The organism is Streptomyces globisporus C-1027, assembly GCF_000261345.2.
Taxonomy (GTDB): domain Bacteria; phylum Actinomycetota; class Actinomycetes; order Streptomycetales; family Streptomycetaceae; genus Streptomyces; species Streptomyces pakalii.
In genome coordinates this window covers 115160-134130 of sequence record NZ_CP013738.1, presented here as the reverse complement: position 1 = coordinate 134130, position 18971 = coordinate 115160, and the positions used below count along the sequence as shown (strand labels likewise).

General features: G+C 70.3%; 6 protein-coding genes and 2 pseudogenes. 4 read left to right on the top strand and 4 right to left on the bottom strand.

Going from position 1 to position 18971, the window contains the following annotated elements; all coding sequences use genetic code 11:
- Positions 1-29: 29 nt before the first annotated feature.
- From WQO_RS00525 to WQO_RS00515, 3 genes are all read right to left on the bottom strand, one after another.
- Complete coding sequence (locus WQO_RS00525) at positions 30-11837, bottom strand: hypothetical protein (RefSeq protein WP_058953818.1); 11808 nt, start codon at positions 11835-11837, stop codon at positions 30-32.
- Complete coding sequence (locus WQO_RS35925) at positions 11838-12233, bottom strand: hypothetical protein (protein ID WP_010056841.1); 396 nt, start codon at positions 12231-12233, stop codon at positions 11838-11840.
- A gap of 414 nt (positions 12234-12647) precedes the next feature.
- Positions 12648-13256 (bottom strand): DUF642 domain-containing protein, encoded by a 609-nt coding sequence (locus tag WQO_RS00515; RefSeq protein WP_010056843.1) that lies wholly within the window; start codon positions 13254-13256, stop codon positions 12648-12650.
- Between the two features lie 112 nt (positions 13257-13368).
- Between WQO_RS00515 and WQO_RS00510 the strand changes: the two are divergent.
- The 3 genes and pseudogenes from WQO_RS00510 to WQO_RS34565 all read left to right on the top strand — a co-directional run bounded on the left by WQO_RS00510 (position 13369) and on the right by WQO_RS34565 (position 15940).
- A pseudogene (locus WQO_RS00510) lies at positions 13369-14062 on the top strand (transposase).
- 108 nt (positions 14063-14170) lie between these two features.
- Positions 14171-15021, top strand: a pseudogene (locus WQO_RS34570) (IS5 family transposase).
- Between the two features lie 45 nt (positions 15022-15066).
- A protein-coding gene (locus tag WQO_RS34565; RefSeq protein ID WP_107115787.1) for an IS5 family transposase occupies positions 15067-15940 on the top strand; the annotation gives its coding sequence in 2 pieces (ribosomal slippage) (positions 15067-15701 and positions 15700-15940; 876 coding nt in all).
- Here WQO_RS34565 and WQO_RS00495 read toward each other — a convergent pair.
- Entirely contained in the window at positions 15935-16441 is a 507-nt protein-coding gene (locus WQO_RS00495; protein ID WP_010063794.1) for a hypothetical protein, read from the bottom strand. The genes WQO_RS34565 and WQO_RS00495 overlap by 6 nt on opposite strands.
- A gap of 933 nt (positions 16442-17374) precedes the next feature.
- On the opposite strand from WQO_RS00495, the gene WQO_RS00485 reads away from it, so the two are divergent.
- Complete coding sequence (locus WQO_RS00485) at positions 17375-18787, top strand: family 2B encapsulin nanocompartment shell protein (protein ID WP_010063796.1); 1413 nt, start codon at positions 17375-17377, stop codon at positions 18785-18787.
- Positions 18788-18971 lie beyond the last annotated feature (184 nt).

The following is an 18971-nucleotide window of genomic DNA, read 5'->3' as shown; positions in this document are numbered from 1 at the left end:
GTCCTCCTCGCCGTCCTCCCAGTCCATGATCATTTCGAGGGAGCTGCTCCCGGGGACGAGGGTTCCGGCGAGTCGAGCAGCCGCGTGGGCGCCGAGGTGTCGGGCTCTCCCCGCTGCACCCGGATGAGCCTGTGCTGCTCGGGCGTCAGCCCCAGTTCCTCCACGGGCAGTTTGTCACGCAGGAGCGCCGCTTGTGTGGACTGCGCCAGCGACAGCGTTATGCCGATCGCTTCGAGTTCCGCGACCGACACCATCCCCTTCAACGGCACCACCGACGGTGGAACGACGGGGGCGGGAGGCTGACCGGACGGCGCCGCCGTAGCGGTCTTGACCTGTTCGGGCACGACCCGCACGCCGAGCCGTTCCGTCAAGAGCTCCGCCACTTCCCGCAGCCAGCTCGCCGCGCCGTCCGGGCCGAGGCCGGGCCGGACAGATTCGCTCCTGTAGCGGCTCAACTTGTCGTTTATCGTCCACCACTTCAGCTCAGGGTTCCACCGGACCTCGCCGGACCCCCGGCTCATCCCGGGCTCCGACCGTCCGGACTCCCCGAACCAGGACGCGATGCCCGTGTGCCCCAGCCCGTCCAGGCCCTTCCGCAGTCCGTCCGCCGTCACGTCCGGAGCCACGCTCCGCATGCCAGCGAGCAGCGCGTCGAACTGCTGCGGCGTGATGATCCCGTTCGGCTGCTCGCTGCCCAGCAGGATCTGTCCGTCCTCGGTCACCGTGTAGATCCACACGGTGTCCGGGTTCGCCGTGACCAGCAGATCGGGATCGACATCGTCCAGGGGGATCCACAGCGGATTCACCCGTACGTCGCCCTCACCGTCAAGCTCCTCGGGCTTGACGCGCTTGGGGGCCACGCTGTCGCCGTAGACGAGCAGGTCATGCGCTTCGGCGCTGCTCCCGTTGTAGTGGTCCACGCCGTTGTAGTGCACCTCGATCACACGGGATGCGCCGCTGGGGCCGGCCCGGCGGGTGTCGGCCAGGCGACCGTCCCAGGCCACCTCGACCCGGGCCCCGAAGGTGTGGGCGAGCAGGGGCAGGAAGATCTCGCCCACGTCGGTGATGTAATCCTCCTCCCAGCGGGCGACAGCGCGCATGACCGTACGCATCTCCGCGTCGTCCAGTGGAACCGCGCTCGTCGGGTACAGAACGGCTAACTCCGCGCGCAGTCCCGCCTCCGAGCGGTCGATCAGCATGTCCGCGTCCACACCGTGGTGCGCGAGCAGCGAGACGAGCCCCGCCCGGTGCAGTCCCGCGATCCGGGCCCCGAACTCCGCCGTCGTCGAGAGGCGCAACTGCCCGATGACGGATCGGGGCAGACGGCCTCCGCTCCCGGTCACATGGGCTTCGACGGCCTTGCGCATCGCGCTCACGACGGCGGTCTCAGGGCCGCCCGGGTAGTGCCCGGTGGTGGACTGGACGACCGCTCTGCCGCTGAGCCCCCCGCGTACGGCGTCGGCGTCGCCGAGCCAGGCGTACGCGGCGGGGCCAGACTCCGCCAGAGCGGGCAGCCGGCTGCGTACGTATCCGGGGTCGCTCGCGATGAATGAGTGGAAGAGACACTCCCCGGTGACCGGAACCCGAACGGGCCGGCCCCTGGCCGCAGCGTCCGGAGGCAGGGCAGACGACGGCTGCACCGGCTTCGGCTCCGGCTGAGTCCTGGCCTCCGTCTTGTCCTGGACCTTCGGCTCCGGCTGAGCCCTGGCCTCCGTCTTACCCCCGGCCTTCGGCTCCGGTTTCGCATCCGTCGCCGCCCCCTCACGTACCGCCAGTCGGTAATGGCGGTCCGCCAGGCTGAGCACCACGTGCGGCCGCGGGCCGCCGGGCGGCAGGCCCAGGGTCCCCGCCAGGTGACCCGTGGGATCGGACGGTCCCGGGCCGAAGTCCTGGAAGCGCCCCGCGTCGTCCACGACGGTGATGTCCACCCCGAACGTCCGGGCGGCCAGCACCGGCAGCAGGTCGGCCGCCCCGTGGTTCCAGCCCGCCTCGCCCTCCGTGTTCCCCGGGCGCATCAGCTGGGCGACGGCCAGCGCGGCCCGGGCCGCCGGGTCCCGGGTCACGGAGTGCGGCATCAGTCCGCCCAGCCCGTCGAACTCGCGGCCTCCAGGAGTGTCCGCCGCCAGCGGCCCGGCCCCCCGCAACCCCGCCCCGGTGACTTCGGCGTCGCTGAAGGCATCCCAGACATCGGGGGCGACGGCTTCGAGCAGGTCCGCGTCCGAAGGGTCCATGAGCCTGGCGGTGAGCATCCGCAGCACCGCGTCGGCCGCCGCACGCCGGTCGCCGAGGTCCACCCCCTGATCGGTGAGCAGGCCGGGCGCGCTCCTGCTCAGCCCCTCCACCAGCGCGTGCAGGAAGGCGTCCCCGTCCTCCGGCACCTCGTGCAGGGCGTACGTGACCTCGTCGGGCGAGGTCAGCCGGGCGTCCGGACCGGTGCCGGTCCTCGTGTACGCCGGGAGCGCGGGCGGCACCGGGGGCGCCGGCACCGCGGGCTTCAGGTATGTGACGGCCGGGGGCTCGGTCCTGCCCTCTAGGCGCTTCCGGCCCTCGACGGTGGCCGCTTCCTGGTGCCACCGGGTGAGCTGGTCCGTCCCCGCCCTCACCCGGTGGTACTCGGCCGCGGCGTCCTCCGCCGTCGTCCTCAGTGTGCCGAGCAGCGTGCGCCGGTTGCCGAAGGCTGTGACGGCGGCGTCGTGCCGCCGGGCGGCCGCCCCGACCCGGCGGTCCGCGGTGGCAAGCGCCCTTTCGGCCGTGTTCACCCGCCGGTCGGCTGCCGCCTTACGCTCCCGCAGGGCGGCGATGTGGACCTCGGCGGGCGAAAGCCGCTCCCGGGAGGTCCGTTCGGCGGCCGCCAGGGCCGCACGCGCCTCCGCCATCTCCTGGCGTGCCAGCTCCGCCCAACCATCGTGGGCGGCCTCACCGGTGTCCGAGGCCTCGGCGGCTTCGAGGGCTTCGAGGGCCTCGCGTATCGACTGCTGACCGGCGCCCCGTATCCGGTCCATGCGTTCCTCCGCGGCCTCCACGGCGTTATGGGCCGCCTCGGCCACGTCGTACGACTGGGCCAGCCTTCGGCGGGCCGCCCCGGCGGCGGTCTCCGCGTCGTCGAGCGCGATCCGCGCCGCGTCCCGCTCCTCCCTCCGGCCGATCGCCGAACGGCGCTTCTTCCAGTACGCCTTGTCGGCGTCGACCCACGCCTTGCTCGCCTCGCCCACCGCGTCCCACGCGGCACCCACCCGGGCGGGGAAGTTCGTGTCGTCGATCAGGCCGAGTTCCCTGGCGACATCGTCCCTGACCCAGGTCAGGGCGTACGCCTCCGAGCCGACCGCCTTCGGGCCGGGCCTGACATGGCCGAAGGTGCCTCCGACGAAGCGTCCGACTCGGGAGTCCTTGATGCCCCGACGCACATCGGCGACGCTCAGCCACGAGGTGGGAACGGCGAACAGGAACACCCGGCCCGTCTTGGGTTTCGTGTTGATGGAGGTCAGCTGGTCCGCCGAGGTGGGCAGGGTGTCGCCTTCAGCGGCATACGGCCCGGTGCCCGACCCGCCCATCTGGTGCATGCCCGTCTTGTCGGAGCTGATCAGCACGCCCGCCCCGAGCGCGGAGTCCTGGACGTTCTCCCGTCCCACGGACGACGCCGCGCCGGCGCCGGTCCGCCGGAGCATCTCCATCTTCTGGCCGTCGGCGACGGTCAGCAGCCGGGCGCGGCTGAAGTCGGGCTTGGCGTACAGATCGAGCTGAGCGCTCTCGGTGCTGGCGATGTTCTTCTCGGTCAGCCCGGGGACGCCGTATCCCTGGGGCGTCACCGCACGGTGGTAGTAGGCCGTGAGCGCGGCGTTGCCGGTCCCGTCCTCCAGCGCCTGGGCCGAGCCGGAGCCCAGCCGGGTCAGGCCGGTGTCCCTGGCCCGGCGTGCGGCATCGGGTCCGTCCACGGAGAACCCCGCGTCGTACGACAGGGCCAGCGCGTAGGTGTTCGCCACTTGGATGTCCGCGAGGCCGACGATCCGGCGCACGTCGAAGCCGGTGGCGGGGAAACGGAACGGCTTGAGGGTGCCGTCACCGTGCACGGTGTCGGGCCCCAGCACGTACGGCGGGACGCCCTGCCTCGGTGCGGCGAGCCCGGTCAGGTCCGGGGGCGGCAGCATGTCGGCGTCCGGCTCCCCGTCGGGGGCCATCAGGCTCAGGGGGACGTGCTCGCGCAAAGTCCCGGCGGGGTGCGCCACGCTGATGACCTGCTTGCCGCGGAACCGGTCGAACCCGGTGCGTACGGGCCCCCGTCGCCCCGGTGCCGGGTCGTCCGCCTCCAGCGTGATCCGGAGCGTGTAGGGCGTGGCGATCTCCGCGTACGGTTCCGTCGAGGCCGCCCGGAACACGGTCAGGGTGGATTCCGTACGGCTCTCGCCGCTGGACTTCCGGTCGGAGCCGGTCTCCGTGAACGTCGGTCCCGCCGCCACGGCCCCCGTGGGGTTCTCCGTGTGGACGGCCTCCCCGACGAGGTAGCCGAAGTCGGCACCCTTGGTGGACTCGGCGCCTTCGGTGACCGTCTCGATGGCCCGCCGGTTCTCCTCCATCTCCACGCTGTGGTCCAGCATCTCGAACGTCGGCGTACCGGGTTCGAGCTGGACCCTGATCCGGATCTGCCGCTTGCCGATCCGGACGCTGTGCCAGCCCCACGCTCCGGTGCGGGCCGGGACCGAGGAGCCGCCGCCCGTGGTCTCCTTGTCCAGGGATCGCAGGACCCGGGACGAGACCAGGGTGCGGACGCGCTCCCGGGCGGCGTCGTCCAGCCCGAGCACGGCCACCTGCTGTTCGAAGGCGGCGAGCGCCGCGGTCGGGTCCAGTGCGTTGACGGCGTACGTACCGAAGTGGTCGTCCCGCAGCCACGGTTGCGGGGACCAGCTGTGGCGGGTGTAGCGCGGCACCTCGCCCATGCCGTCGTCGATCAGCCCAACGAGGTGGGCGCTCTTCTCCGGCACATGGGCCAGCCAGCCACCGGGCACGGTCGTCATCCGTCCGGCCGCCGCGGCGATCCAGTCGGGAACGAGCGGCCTACCCGCGGCACCGGAGCCGAGCAGGCTCGCCGTCAGGGCCAGCCAGTGCTCGGCGGTGCCCGACACGAGGACCTGGTGGCCGAAGCCCTTGCGGTTCATGTCGTGGACGAAGGAGCGGGTCACGGTCCTGCTCGACTGGTCCGCCGTCGACCAGGGGCTGGCGACCAGGCCGTAGGTGCCGAGCAGTCCGGGCCCTGCCGCGTGCGAGCGCGCGTAGACGAGTTGCCCGCCGACGAAGAAAGTGCGGGTCTTCGTCAGCTTACCCGCCGTCTGGCCGGTGCCGCCCAGCACCATTTCCGTGTCCATCGGCACCGACCCGGTCAGCGCCTGGATGCCGTCCACCGCCGTCAGATGCCGGAAGGTGGCCCAGAGCGTGGCGTACGGGCCCTTCCCCATCAGCCCTGAGGCACTCCAGCCCAGCGGCCCGGAGCTCTGGTCGAAGTTGGCAGTCAGGTACTGCGGCTGGAAGGCACGGAGTACGGCCTCGCGGGTCGGCGCACCCTCCTCGGTGAGCTGCCAAGCGCCGCCTGACCCGGCGGCCATGGCCTGCCCGAGTGCCGAGACCAGGGCCGGTGACGGCGTCACGCCGATGGTCAGGAACGGATGGTTCTGCAGGTCCCGGAACATCTGCGAGCCCCGGCCGTCCGGTGTCACCGGGCCCGGGTCCCCCACCAGGTCGGAGGCGCGCACCAGGCTGCCCGGCCTGGACAGGTCGCCGAGGGCGAGTGCCCGCGCCCGGTCGGGCCGCAGGGTGCGTACCGGCTGGAGAGCGACGCTCGCGTAGGGGTTGGCAGCAGCCCGGCGGTGCGGGTCCACGGCTGGCGCGTGCGTGCCAGGGATGCTGATGAGCACCTGCCCGGTCCGGGGCCCGCCGCCCACCTGACGGCCGCCGGGGGCCGTACCGATGAGCAGGTCCTGCGGCTGCCGGAAGACGAACGGCTGGGTGCCGAGCAGCCCCAGCGTCGCTGTTCCGCGCAGCAGGCCCCGGAACCGCCAGTACCCGCCGCGGTCCACGGTGATCGAGAGGTCGTAGCGGTAGAGGTGAGACGGACCGGCACTCACCGTCATCGGCTCGTACGTTGCCGTCGCGCCGAAGTTGGTCTCCTCGTCGGCCTGCCAACCCCAGCGCACGCCGGCGCTCGGCCCGCCCGCGTTGTTCGGTGCGCCGATGTCGTCCGTCAGGGGGTCACGGAAGGCGATCAGCCCCTCGACGCCCGCCTCCCCGATGCGCTTGGCGCTCTTTTGGCCGTCCACCCGCTCCACACCGACCGAGCTGTAGCGCAGCTTGAAGTCGTCCTGCACGCCCTCGAAACGGCGGTTGGTCAGCTCCCCGTGCAGCCAGATGTAGCGGTGGCCCTGTCCGATCCGGCCTGGCTCGTTGAACCGGATCCGGATGCCGGTCGTGGTCAGCGCCTCCAGGTTTCCCGCCATGCTCCGGTACGACAGGGCGCTGAGGACCTCCAGGGTGTTGGCGAGGGCCGTGCGGTACTCGTCGTCGTTCTTCCACCGCGTCGTCGGCGCGGGGCGTGCGTCGGCGGACGGACCGGGCGGGCCCAGAACTGCGTTCGCTCGCTCCCGCCAGGTCCTGTGCTCCGGCGGCGCCAGCTGGTCGAGCCGTGCGACCAGCCCGGGATAGGCCGCCGCGAGAGCCGTCAGCACCTCGTCGGTGAGGGTGTCCAGGAAGGTGCGCTCCCGTTCCGGGGCTCCGGTCGGCCCGGTCTTCGTACCGTCGCCGAAGGCGAACTCCTCCACCCGGTGCATGCCCAGGGTGGGCGGCTTGTCCGGGGTCAGGTAAGCGGGGGCGAACGGTTCTGGTGCTCCCGCGCGCGGCGCACGCCGCAGGCCGTCGTCCCAGCCCGCCAGCCGACGCGCCTCCGTGCGGGTCATCCGGTCCACGCTCCAGGTGTGGAACTGCTGCGGCCGGGAGCCGCTGCCGCTGCGCTGGACGTACACCGTCTTCCGGACGAGGTAGAGACCCGTCGCATCGCCCTTGACCTGGCCGGCCGTCTTGATCGCCCCGGAACCGCCGAGGCCGGCGGTGCGCGACACGGAGAAGAGGTATCGGAACGCCGCGCCGAACTGGAGCCGGAGATTGAGGGCGCCGTTCCCCAGGTCGAAGAAGTTGAAGGCCGGGCCCGCGACGCCGTCGATTCCGAAGGCCGCCGTCTTCTGGACACTCCGGTCGTTGCGTACGGCCAGGGTGTTGATGTCGCGCATCTCCGCGTCGGGCGTCTCCGTGATCAGCGTTGCCCGGCCCGGCACCACATCGACCACGAAGACGCCCAGCGGCGTACGGGTCCTGTCGTCGGCGAAGAGAGGCACGGTGGTGACCCGTCCCCTGGACAGTGCGGGGCTCTGCCGCTGGAAGCTCAACGAGGTGAAGAAGGAGTTCAGTTCAGCGTAGGCGGTACTGCCCGGTGCCACGCCGATCTCCTGGGCCGCCCAGTCCCGCATCCGGGAGACGGGGCCGAACCCCTCCGTCCGGACCAGCCGGTAGGCCGACTGCCGGCCGAGCTCCATGGAGCGGGGGATGCGCCCGGGGGCGGCGGTCGCACTCATCACGCTGTCCGGCAGCCGTACGGACAGCCCGTCCCTCACCGCGAACCCGAAGACCGCGGGCTCGGGACCGGTCACGATCCTTCCGTCCGCATCGGTGACCCGCAGGTCGTAGTAGACGTGGTCCAGATACACCCGCGAGCCGTCGAGCGCGCGGGTCTCCGTCTGGCTCGTCCCCTGTTCGGTCTGTCCGTATCCCACCCGGTCGGTGAAACCGAGCCGCAGACCGAGCCGGCCGAAACCGCTGAATGCGGCCGCGCCCACGGGCCCGATGGGCCCGCCGAGCGCGACCTGGAACGCCGACTGCATGGTCTTGCTCTGCCCGGCGGTGAAGACCGAGCGGTGCATCCCGTCCACCTTCACGGGGCTGCCGTAGGTGTCGGTGAACTGTTCCCAGTCGCCGTAGTGGCGCGCGACGACCGACAGCTTCCGCGCACTGCCGTCCTGCGCCGTGTACGGGAAGACGCGCCCATCCCCGGCCAGTGTCTTAGGCTCATGGGTGAAGGCGTACGTGACGTCGGCCATCAGGTTCGAACCGGCCGGGCGGCCTTTGTTCGGCTGCTCAGGCCGCACCCCGTCGGACCCTGTGGACAGCAGTCGGCCGATCTCGGCCAGCGCCTCGCCGGTGCTGCGCAGGACGACGTCGCTGTGCCCGAAGGTCATGCCGCCGGAGACCAGTTCGAGAAGGACCTCCGGAGGGGCGTCCTGCACGAGCTCCTGCACGTCGTCGATGTACGCGGGCATCCGGGAGCCGTCACCGAAGCCGGTCCGGTCCCGCCGCCCGCCGAGCGGCCGGGGCAGGTCCCGGTCCAGCACGGGGGGCCGGGTGCTGGGGAGCACGGGCGCGTACGGCTCGGCACCAGTGGCACTGCTGGTGGTGGCCGGACGGCGGACGGGCGGCGGGGAGGCCACGGTCGCCGTCGCGGACACGGTTGCCGTCGCGGTCGTGCGCGCGGATGCGGATCTGGGCGTCCTGGTGGGTGTGGGCGAGAGGTCCCCGACGAGTGTGCTGATCAGCTGCAGATGGCGGCCGCGCAGCCCGCCCTGGGCCAGCCCATCGGGGGCCGGGCGCCGGTAGTCCCCCAGGAGGCTCCCCTCCACGTCCGGGCGTTGAGGTGCGACCGCGTGCCGGGACTCGTCGCGGAGGCCGAGCATGTGCGTGATCTCGTGCGCGTAGTCGACGGGGTCGGCATCCGCCCACCAGGCGGACCGGGTCATCTGCTGGTCGCGGCCGACGAATTCGACGTTGAGCCCGTTGTGGTGCGGGTCGCTCTCGACGCGCACCACCGTCACATGCAGGAGGTCACCGTTCGGCAGCCGATGGCCCGGTGCGTTGATCGCGGTATCGACGCCGCTGAGCACCTTCGCCCAGACGCCGTCGGGCATCCGGTCCGGGCTGCCGACACCGACTTCGACGGTGAGGTCGGTGACATGGTCGCTGCCCACCCCGAAGCGGCGTACTTCGAACTTCGACCTCACCACGAACTGAGTTGTCCGACCCTGCTGTTGCGGATCCGGTGGCGTCGACACCGGGTCGACCCAGGTGTGCGAGCGCAGCACCGGTTCCACCCCGGCGCGCGCCGCCTCCCAGGCGGGCGACCCGGGGGCGGCGTCGGCGGCGGTCCCTGAGACGGGGCCGGACGCCCCTACCGCCTCGGCCCCGTCCGGGGCCAAGTCGGCATCCGGGCCGGTGAGTCCGGGCAGGTCCCCCTGCTGGGGCCCTGCCCCCGGAGCGGGCAAGGACGAAGAAGAAGTCGCCAGAGCGGTCGGCGAGGAAGAGGAAAGGGGCGGGGAAGACGAAGGTGAGGACATGCCGGGGAAACTCGACGGCGTAGCGGACCGGCCGTGGGACGCCTCGGCCGACGAGGTGTCCGGCGACACGGCCGGTGCTTCCGGCGCCGCTGTCGGCACCGCCGGTACGTCGTGGGTCCCGGCCCGCCGTTGCTCGGGGCGCACTGGATCGGCGATGGGCAGGGAGTGCTCCGGCGTCGGCCCGGTGAGCGCGTCCGCGCCTGTTTCGACGTCCGTGCCGGTGTGCTCGGCAGGGGCTTCGCCGCTCAGCGGTGGCGCGTCCGGTTGCGGTGCTTCGGAGGAGGTACGCAGCCCTGTCGAGGGCGCCGGGTCGCCTTCGGGCACGGTCGTGATCGTGGTCGTGTTCGTGTCACGGGGTGCCGGGGTGAGCGACTGGTCCGTACCGTCGGACAGGTACTCCTGACCGTTTCGGTCGGCCTGCTGGTCGTCTGTCAGGCCTGTCGCATCGGTCCCGTCTGTCAGGGCGGTCCGGGAGGACTGCTGTGACTGGCTTCCCGGCGTACCGGGCGATGTGTTGTGAGTTCCGGGGGCGGATGCGGGTGCTGTCGTGTTCGAGCCGGCCGAGGTGCCCAGGGGCGTCGGCGCTGTGACGGTGTCGGATTCGGCGTCGGTTGCCGGTGGGGCGGCGTTCACCTGCTGGTGTGTGCCGCGTTCCGTGCCCGGCTGGGCGCCGGTGTTCCGGGCAGGCTGTTCTTGCCCGGGCAGGTCCTGCCCGGTGGTGTCGTGAGGGACGTCCCGTGTCCCGTCCTGGCCGAACGGTGCGTCGCCCGGTTCGGTATCCACGTCCGTGGCGCCCATACCGCCCGGGGTGTTCGAGTCCGGTGCGGTGGCGGAGCCCTTCGGCGTGGTGAGCCCCTGGAGGAGGTCACTTGTCGATCGTGGCACGTTCGAAGGCGTGTCCGGCGTGAGGCCGTCGGTGAGGTCCGGTGTCGTGAGGTCGGCGTTCGAGACGGCCGACGGCCCGGAGGCCCGCCCGGGCGGCAGCGTGGACGGGGTGAAGGCCGACGAGGTGGACGGCGGCACGTAGGGGGCCGGTGGCCCGCTCGGGTCGCTGAAGCTGTTGCTGCCGTTGAAGCCATTGCCGCTGTTGAAGCCGTGGCCGCCGAGGTTGCTTGCGCCGTTCGGGCTGTTCGAGTCCCGGGTGGTGAGGTCGAAGGGTCCGGACAGTACATCGCGGCCACCGGTGGGCAGGATGTTCAGCGCGGACGGCGGCGGGGGCGTGTACGTAAGCAGCGGGATGCTGAGACCGCTGCCAATCCCGCTCGGGAGTTCGGTCGATACGGTGTTCGGGAAAGGCACCGCGGGACCCGGGGTGAACAGGTTGCTCTTCACCGTCGACGGGCCCTTGACGTCCGGGCCCACATCCGGCTTACCGGACCCCGAACCGCCTCCCAAGCGGCTGTGAGGGCCGGGCAGTTCGTTGGCGTCGGTGAACCGATGGTTGTTGTTGTAGATGGAGAAGGCGCCCGCTCCGACGGCCAGCCCCGCGCCCATGTCGAACACGGTGCTGGTGCCGGAGCCGACGAACGTCTCCCACTTGAAGTCCCACTTGTCGTAGAAGGCACCGTTGATGATGACTTCGGCGGTGCTCTCGGCGGCGCCCCCGACGACGAAGACGGTAACGACCGTGGGAGGGCCATTCACCAGCCCCTTGAACAGCAGGCTGTTCGGGTCGATCTTGAACTTCCCGAAGATGTCCCCGAGGAGATCCTTGAAGATGTTCTCGATGGGCTTCAGGAACTTGCCAAAGATCTCCATGAAGCCACCGGTGAGCGCGCCGAAGGCCGCCGCGACACCGACGTCCTTCCAGTCCACTCCCCCGGGCTTCCGACCCCCGGTGTTCAACCCGATCTGCGCCAGCCGGATCCCCAGCGCCACGATGGCCTCATGGATCGCCTGACCCAGGGGCGACCCCATGGGTGACATCCGCAGCAGGCGGTCGATGATGATGAGGATCGCGAGCTTGCTCCGGGCCCGCGCGAGGAACATCTGCGAGACCGAGGCGCCGCCGGTGAACGCGATCAGCGCCGCCAGGATCGCCAGTTCGGCGATCAGCATGATGATCTCGGCGATGATCTCCCACTTGGACGCCTGGATGTTCTGCGAGTAGTCCACCTGGCCGTTGGCCAGCTCGTCGAGCTGGAACAGCAGCTGCTGGACGGGGTCGGTGCCGCCCGGTTCGTCGGTGAGCATCCGCACACTCTCGATGTACGGACGCGCCACCTCGGGCGGCAACGCCGCCTCCACCATCTGGATCGTCTCGCGCGAGGCCGCGCGCAGATCGATCAGGCCCTTCTGGAGGGCCAGGTAGAGCTCACGACTTTCCCACGCCAGATTCTCCCTGGCCTGCAGGGGCATCTCGCCCAGCAGGATCCAGAGCATCGTCCGGACGTCCGGCGGAAAGTCGATCTCCTCCACTCAGCGTCTCACCAGCCCACCGACGCAGTGAAGTGCCTCGTCCGTCTTGCGACCGTGAGACCGGATCCGATCGACGGCGTCGTTGCGGGTGCTCTCGACGTACTCCAGATCGGTGAGTACCGCCGGGACCAGCGAGTGCAGTGCCCCGTACAGCCCCTGGGTGACATTGGCGCACAGGGCCTCTGGTCCGCCCTGCACTTCGGACGCACCTGCCGGGCGAAGTCGTCCGCCCAGCCTGTCCACGCCCTTGGTCAGCGGAGCCCGCACCGTCCGCAGCTCCGCCTCGGCACTCCGGGCGGACACGGCCACGCGCTCGGCGCCCGGCGCCACAGAGGCCGACAGGGCGGGGAGTTCGACGGAGTCCGCGCCATCGGCGGGCGTGACAGGGATCGTCACCTCTGCCGTCACAAGGGCGGCGAGAACTGCCGTCGATCCCGTTCCGGCCAATGCACGCGGGCAGCAAGCTCGTCGCATGGTGCACACGCTAGATACGTCAGATGACGCCGGGGCGACACGCACAGCACGGCGCCGCAACCACCAGTGCCGCGGTGGACATGCGCCGTTCCCCCGCCCGTAAGGTCCCCCTTTCAGGGCCCGCATGTTCACCGAGTCAATCGCGCACCGGGACCAGTCCAACTCGCCGCGGGCCCCGAGCTCGTCCAGGACAGGCCGGCGGGGTAGACACGGGTGCAGACCGCTGCCGGCGACGGCCTGCGGGTGTCGCGGCCCCCGCCGCCGGGCGCCCGGGAGGAGGGCAGCGGCGGGAGCGGGGTGCTGATGATGCCTCAGCCGGTCACCTCGAGTGAGGACTCAGCTGCGTGTCCTTGTGCGGGCAGAGCACCAGCAGGCAGTTCCGGATTGGGACGGCGTCGACGGCGGGGCCATGGAGGCCGGTCGTGGTGCTGGTGAAGTCAGCGTCGCCGAGGTATCGAGCACCGTGGTGAAGTACGCGGTGCGCTGTTCCCAGCCCATGTCGCGGGGGCCGCGGCCGGTGGTGTCGAAGGTGAGGTCGTCGATGAGTGCGCCGTTGACCCTGACCTCTCCCGTCTTGACCACGGGCGCCGCGCCGGTGTTGCCGGCCAGCTTGTATGTGACGACGTAGGTAGTGAGCGGGAGCGCAGCGATGGTCCGGGAGATGCTGCCTGGAGCGCCTCCGCTGAGGTCGACGGACTGGTCGCCTTCGGCGCCGTCCCCGAAACGGTCGGAAACCAGGTCGATGCTGCCGCCGGTGACCGTCCAGGGGCCGAAGGTCTGGCCGGCGGCGATGCCGGTGAACGGCTGCGGGGCCGGGACGACCGGCTGTTCGAAGCCGTCGGACCATACCTGCGTGGTGAGGGTGGCGGGGGACGGTGCAGCAGAAGCGGTCGCGGCGGTGGTGCCCAGCAGAAGTGCCGCCGCGGACAAGGCGGTTATGGACATACGTAAAAACGCATCAGGGCCTTCCGATCGGGGTGACGCCTCACGGTGGGGCCCATGCGAGAACCCAGTCGGAGTGTGCAGGGGCCGCCGGAGCCCGCCAAGGGCACGGTCCTTGCGCCGGTTCCGTGTCACTGCCACCGCGACTGCTCCATGTGGGGTGCGGCGCGAGGGCGGCGACGTGTGCCGCCGAGGCCGGCCATGGAGCCTGCCGCTGGAGGACCGGGTGCTGCTGGTCAAGGCGTACTGGCGCACCAATCTGACCCTGCGCCAACTTGCTCCGCTGTTCGGGATCTCGAAGTCAGCTGCCGATCGCATCATCGTCCGCACCGGTCCGTTGTTGGCGCTGCAATCCAGGAAGCGGTTCCGCAGGGACACAGTTCTCATCGTCGACGGCACGTTGGTGCCCACCCACGACCACAAGATCGCGGAGCAGTCGAAGAACTATCGCTACTCCACGAACCACCAAGTGGTCATCGACGCCAGCACCCGCCTGATCGTCGTCGGCCAGCCCTTGCCCGGCATCCGCAACGACTGCCGGGCCTGGACCGAGTCCGGCGCCAAAGCCGCCGTTGGCACCACGACCACCATCGCCGATGGCGGCTACCGGGGAACAGGGCTGGTCATCCCACATCGCCACCACGCGAAGACCCAGGAACTGCCCGCCTGGAAGCAGGCGCACAACAAGTCCCACAAGCAGGTCCGGACCCGTGTGGAGCACGTACTCGCCCGCATGAAAACGTGGACGATCCTTCGCGACTGCCGACTAAGGCGACGGTGTTCATCTCACGGATCCATATCGCCGTTAGTCCAGTGGGGTGTGACGGGGCCATGCCCTGCCCGTGCGGTCGATTGCGGCGGCCCGAAGCAGCCCTAGGGCGTGTCCGCAATGTCGTTTGGTCGTTGGGCCGTTCGTGGTGCGTCGTCATGAAGTGACTGATCAAGCGTGGGAAGTGGTCGGGCCGTTGCTGGCTCCGCCTCGGATGGGTCGTCCGGTGCGGGACCGGCGGCAGGTCCTCAACGGGATCCTGTGGAAGCTGTCCACGGGGGCGGCCTGGCGGGATCTGCCGGATCGGTACGGGCCGTGGAAGACAGTCTACGAACGGTTCCGTCGCTGGTCGGCGGACGGGACGTGGGACCGGCTCCTGGCTCATGTCCAGCAGCACTCGGATGCGGTCGGGAAGGTCGACTGGTCGATCGTCTGCGTCGACTCGACGATCGTGCGGGCCCACCAGCACGCGGCCGGGGCCCGAAAAGGGGGCCCTGCACCGGCGAGGCACTGGGCCGGTCCCGCGGCGGGCTGAGCACGAAGATCCACCTCGCCTGCGACGGGCAGGGCCGACCGCTCGCCTTCACGATCACAGGCGGAAACGTCAACGACTGCACGCAGTTCGAGCCGGTCATGGCCCGCATCGCCATCAAGCGGGACGGGCCCGGCCGGCCCCGCACCCGGCCCGACCGGGTAGCCGGCGACAAGGGCTACTCCTCCCGAAAGATCCGGGCCTACCTGCGCAGACGCGGCATCGCCTGCACCATCCCCGAACGCACCGACCAGATCAGCGGCCGCCGACGACGCGGCGAGACCCCCTGCCGCCTCGACCGCACCGCCTACCGACGCCGCAACGTCGTCGAACGCTGCTTCAACAAGCTCAAGCAGAACAAAGCCCTCGCCACCCGCTACGACAAACGCGCCCGCCACTACCAAGCTCTCGTCACCATCGCCTGCCTACGACTCTGGCTCCCCGCGGACATTGCGGACACCCCCTAGGCCGTGTGTCGAAAGTGGATCTTGTGCTGTGGATGATCAAGGTTCATGGGTCGGGGAGATCTCACGGACGAGCAGTGGGCGGTGCTGGAGCCGCTGTTGCCGAAGGGGGCCAGGGCGGGGCGTCCGCCGGTCTGGCCTCGGCGGCAACTGATTGACGGCATACGGTTTCGGGTCCGGACCGGCGTTCCGTGGCGGGACGTGCCCGTCGCGTATGGGCCGTGGGGCCGGATCTACGACCTGTTCCGCCGATGGCAGCGGAACGGCACCTGGCACCGGATACTCACCCGGCTCCAGTCCCTGGCCGATGCGGAAGGTGCGATCACATGGGACCTGAGCGCCGACTCCACGGTGTGCCGCGCTCATCATCATGCGGCAGGGGCCCGGAAGCAGGGCGACTTGCAGAAGGAGCCGCCGGGCGGCGTGTTCACCGAGCCTGGTGATCATGGGCTGGGACGCTCGCGCGGCGGGTTCACCACCAAGCTGCACCTGGCCGTCGAGCAGGGCCAGAAGCCCATGTCGATCGTGGTGACCGCCGGGCAACACGGGGACTCGCCGCAGTTCAAACCCGTACTGGAGAAGGTCCGCGTGCCCCGCATCGGGCCGGGCCGGCCACGCGTCCGCCCCGACCGCGTGCGGGCCGACAAGGCGTACGCCTCCCGAGAGAACCGCGCCTACCTGCCGCCGCGGGATCCGCTGCACCAGCCCGGACAAGGCGGACCAGGCCCGCAACCGCCGGAAGCTCGGCTCCCGCGGCGGCCGGCCGCCGCGCTTCGATCCGGCCGACTACCGCGAGCGCCATGCAGTCGAGTGCGGGATCAACCGTCTCAAGGGGAACCGTGCTGTCGCCACGCGCTACGACAAGCTGGCGGTCCGCTACGAGGCGACTGTGCTGGTCGCAGCGATCAACGAATGGCTATGACCCTGACTCGCGCGTCATGACGTAGGTGTTCCCGATGTCGGGATCGCCGTAGAAGAAGAACAGCTTCAACTCGTCGTGCTGATCGCGGTCCACGTAGAAGGACCATGCGTACGTCGACGGGGTTTCAGGAGCGGGGGTGTCGGTAGCCGGCAAGGGGGAACGGCTCTCCACTCGGGTCCGGGCTGTCAGTTCGAGTCGCACGACCTGTCCGCCGTCGTCGCCCGCCAGTTGCCAGGTTCCCTTACCGGAGGGGCGCCAGCCGTCCTCGAAGTCGAAGTCCTGCCCGTCGAGCTTCTCGAAAAGGGCAGTCCCGTCTTTCCGGAGCAACACGCGGGTCCCCTCGACGTTCTCCCATACCCCAGCGACTTCGGCCGCCGTGGTGTCGTGGATACCTGTTCCCTCGTAGTACTGATAGGGGGTGCACGCCGTCAGAGTAGCCAAGACCACCAAAAGGCCACTGAGAGGCGCCCACCACACCCGAAGCCTGCTTCCGGCCGCCATCAGGACCTCCCACCCTCAGCCCGCATCGGCCAACCACAGGAGTGGGCCGTGGAGAGACACCCTGCCAGACTCGTTGAACGTGTTCACCTTTGGGGATGGGGGGATGGCACGTAGGACCCTGGCTCGCGCATCCAGCGCTGCCCGCAGCCACCGATGAGCACCGCGAGCAGAGTTTTCGATACACGGCCTAGCCGGGTGCACGGCTGGGGCGAGTTCTTCATGCTCGGCTACATGATCCGGCTCGACGGCATCACGCCCGACCCGCTCCTCGGACGGCGGCCGGCGCCGGAGGGGCGGGAACAGCCAGGAACAAATGATCTCCGGCCGGACCGCTCCAGCTCGGCCCCTGGCCCCTCGGCCGTGACGATCACGTCGGCATCGCCGCAGTGCACTGCCTGCACTGTGCACCGGTACAAGCGGTCATGCCCCACCCAGAACACCACGGTCAATATGAACGAACGGCCATTCCCGTCGTGAATGTCGACCGACGGCGACTCCCTGGTCCCCGTGCCCTTGAGTACGTCGGTTCTGCGGCGATCCACCTCGGCGGCCCGATCCGCGTGCACGCAGCTGTCCCTTTCGCGGTCGCCCTACCATGTCCGCGCGTCGTTGTGGCCGTCGGCCTGGCCCGGCAGGCCAAATCCTGTCGCGTTTCCGTCGCGCCGGGCATCGTGATCCCGCAGGGCAATCAGGGACGCCCTCCCCGATCACGGCTGAAATCCGCCGGTGCAGGGGCAAACGCCCCTCGGGCGCGATCGTCGTATCGAGCTAATGTCAGCGGATTCCCTTGGTCCGGAGGGCGAAAGGGCCCTTAGTGTTCCCCTGGATCTGGAGGGTTCTCCTCCTTATCAGCCCTTTTCTCAGCTTTTCCATCCTTACGAACGGTCGCGTCCCCTGACGCGCGTCCGCGCCCGACCAAGGAGAGCTTGCCCGATGACAGTTGACTCGAGCTCGGAAGCACGGCTGGAAGTGCCCCGGCAGTCCAGCCTGGGGACGGCCGCCGCACGCAACCTCGCCAGCACGACGAAGTCCGCCCCTCAGATGCAGGAGATCACCTCCCGGTGGCTGCTGCGCATGCTCCCGTGGGTCGAGACCAAGGGCGGCGCCTACCGGGTCAACCGACGGCTGTCCTTCACGGTGGGCGACGGACGGGTGGAGTTCGTCCAGGACGGGGCCGCGGTCCGGGTCATCCCCCAGGAGCTGGGCGAACTGGCCCTGCTGCGGGACTTCGACGACGTCGGGGTGCTGACCGCCATCGCCGACCGGTGCGAACAGCGTGACTTCCGGGCGGGGGAGACGCTGGTCGAGCGGGGTGCGGCCGCGGACCGGCTTCATCTGGTCGCGCACGGCCGGATCGGCCAGACCTCCGTCGGCAACTACGGCGACGACGTCACCCTGGACGTCCTGGCGGACGGAGACCACTTCGGGGAGCACGTCCTGCTGGACGACGACGCCCGGTGGACGCAGACCGCCACCGCCGAGACCGCGGGCACGCTGCTCACTCTCTCCCGCACGGACTTCGCGGCCATCGTGTCGACCTCGCCGGAACTCCGGGCCCACCTCGCCGAGTTCACCGCACGCTCGCAGCAACGGCAGAACCACCGCGGTGAGGCGGAGATCGCCATGTCGGCCGGCCACGTCGGCGAGCACGAGCTGCCCGGAGCGTTCGCCGACTACGAGCTGAAGCCGCGCGAGTACGAACTCTCGGTCGCCCAGACCATTCTGCGGGTCCACACCAGGGTCGCCGACCTCTACAACGGTCCGATGAACCAGACCGAGGAACAGCTCAGGCTCACCATCGAGGCACTGCGGGAGCGCCAGGAGCACGAGCTGATCAACAACAGGGAGTTCGGTCTGCTCCACAACGCCGACTTCAAGCAGCGCATCCAGCCGCACTCCGGCCGGCCGACCCCGGACGACCTGGACGAGCTGCTCTGCCGCCGCCGGGGCACCAAGTTCTTCCTCGCGCACCCCCGGACCATCGCGGCGATGGGACGCGAGTTCAACGCACGCGGCCTCTACCCGGACCACACCGACCTCGGCGGCCAGCAGGTTCCCGCCTGGCGCGGCGTGCCGATCCTGCCCTGCGGAAAGATCCCCATCACGCCGGAGAAGACCAGCTCGATCCTCGCCATGCGTACCGGCGAGGAGAACCAGGGCGTCATCGGCCTCCGGCAGACCGGTCTGCCGGACGAGTACGAACCGGGCCTCTCGGTCCGCTTCATGGGCATCGACGAGAAGGCGATCATCTCCTACCTCGTCAGCACCTACTACTCCGCCGCCATCCTCGTGCCCGACGCGGTCGGCGTGCTGGAGAACGTACAGATCGCCCACTGGCCCAAGTAGTGGTCGCGGCGCGGCACCGTGAACCGGACCGCGCGCCCGGACGCCGTCGAACACCTGCCCACCTCATCAAGGAGAGACGCATGCCCGTGCCCGAGCTGCCGCCTCCGCGTTCGAACCTGCCGGAGGCCGTCACCCGCTTCGGAGCGACCGCACTCGGCGCGGTCGCGGCTCGCGCCGACGAGAC

What these genes read in the sequence shown, in the direction of transcription:
- WQO_RS00515 (WP_010056843.1), bottom strand. Translation starts at nt 13,256, where the DNA reads ATGTCCATAACCGCCTTGTCCGCGGCGGCACTTCTGCTGGGCACCACC.
- WQO_RS00495 (WP_010063794.1), bottom strand. Translation starts at nt 16,441, where the DNA reads ATGGCGGCCGGAAGCAGGCTTCGGGTGTGGTGGGCGCCTCTCAGTGGC.
- WQO_RS00485 (WP_010063796.1), top strand. Translation starts at nt 17,375, where the DNA reads ATGACAGTTGACTCGAGCTCGGAAGCACGGCTGGAAGTGCCCCGGCAG.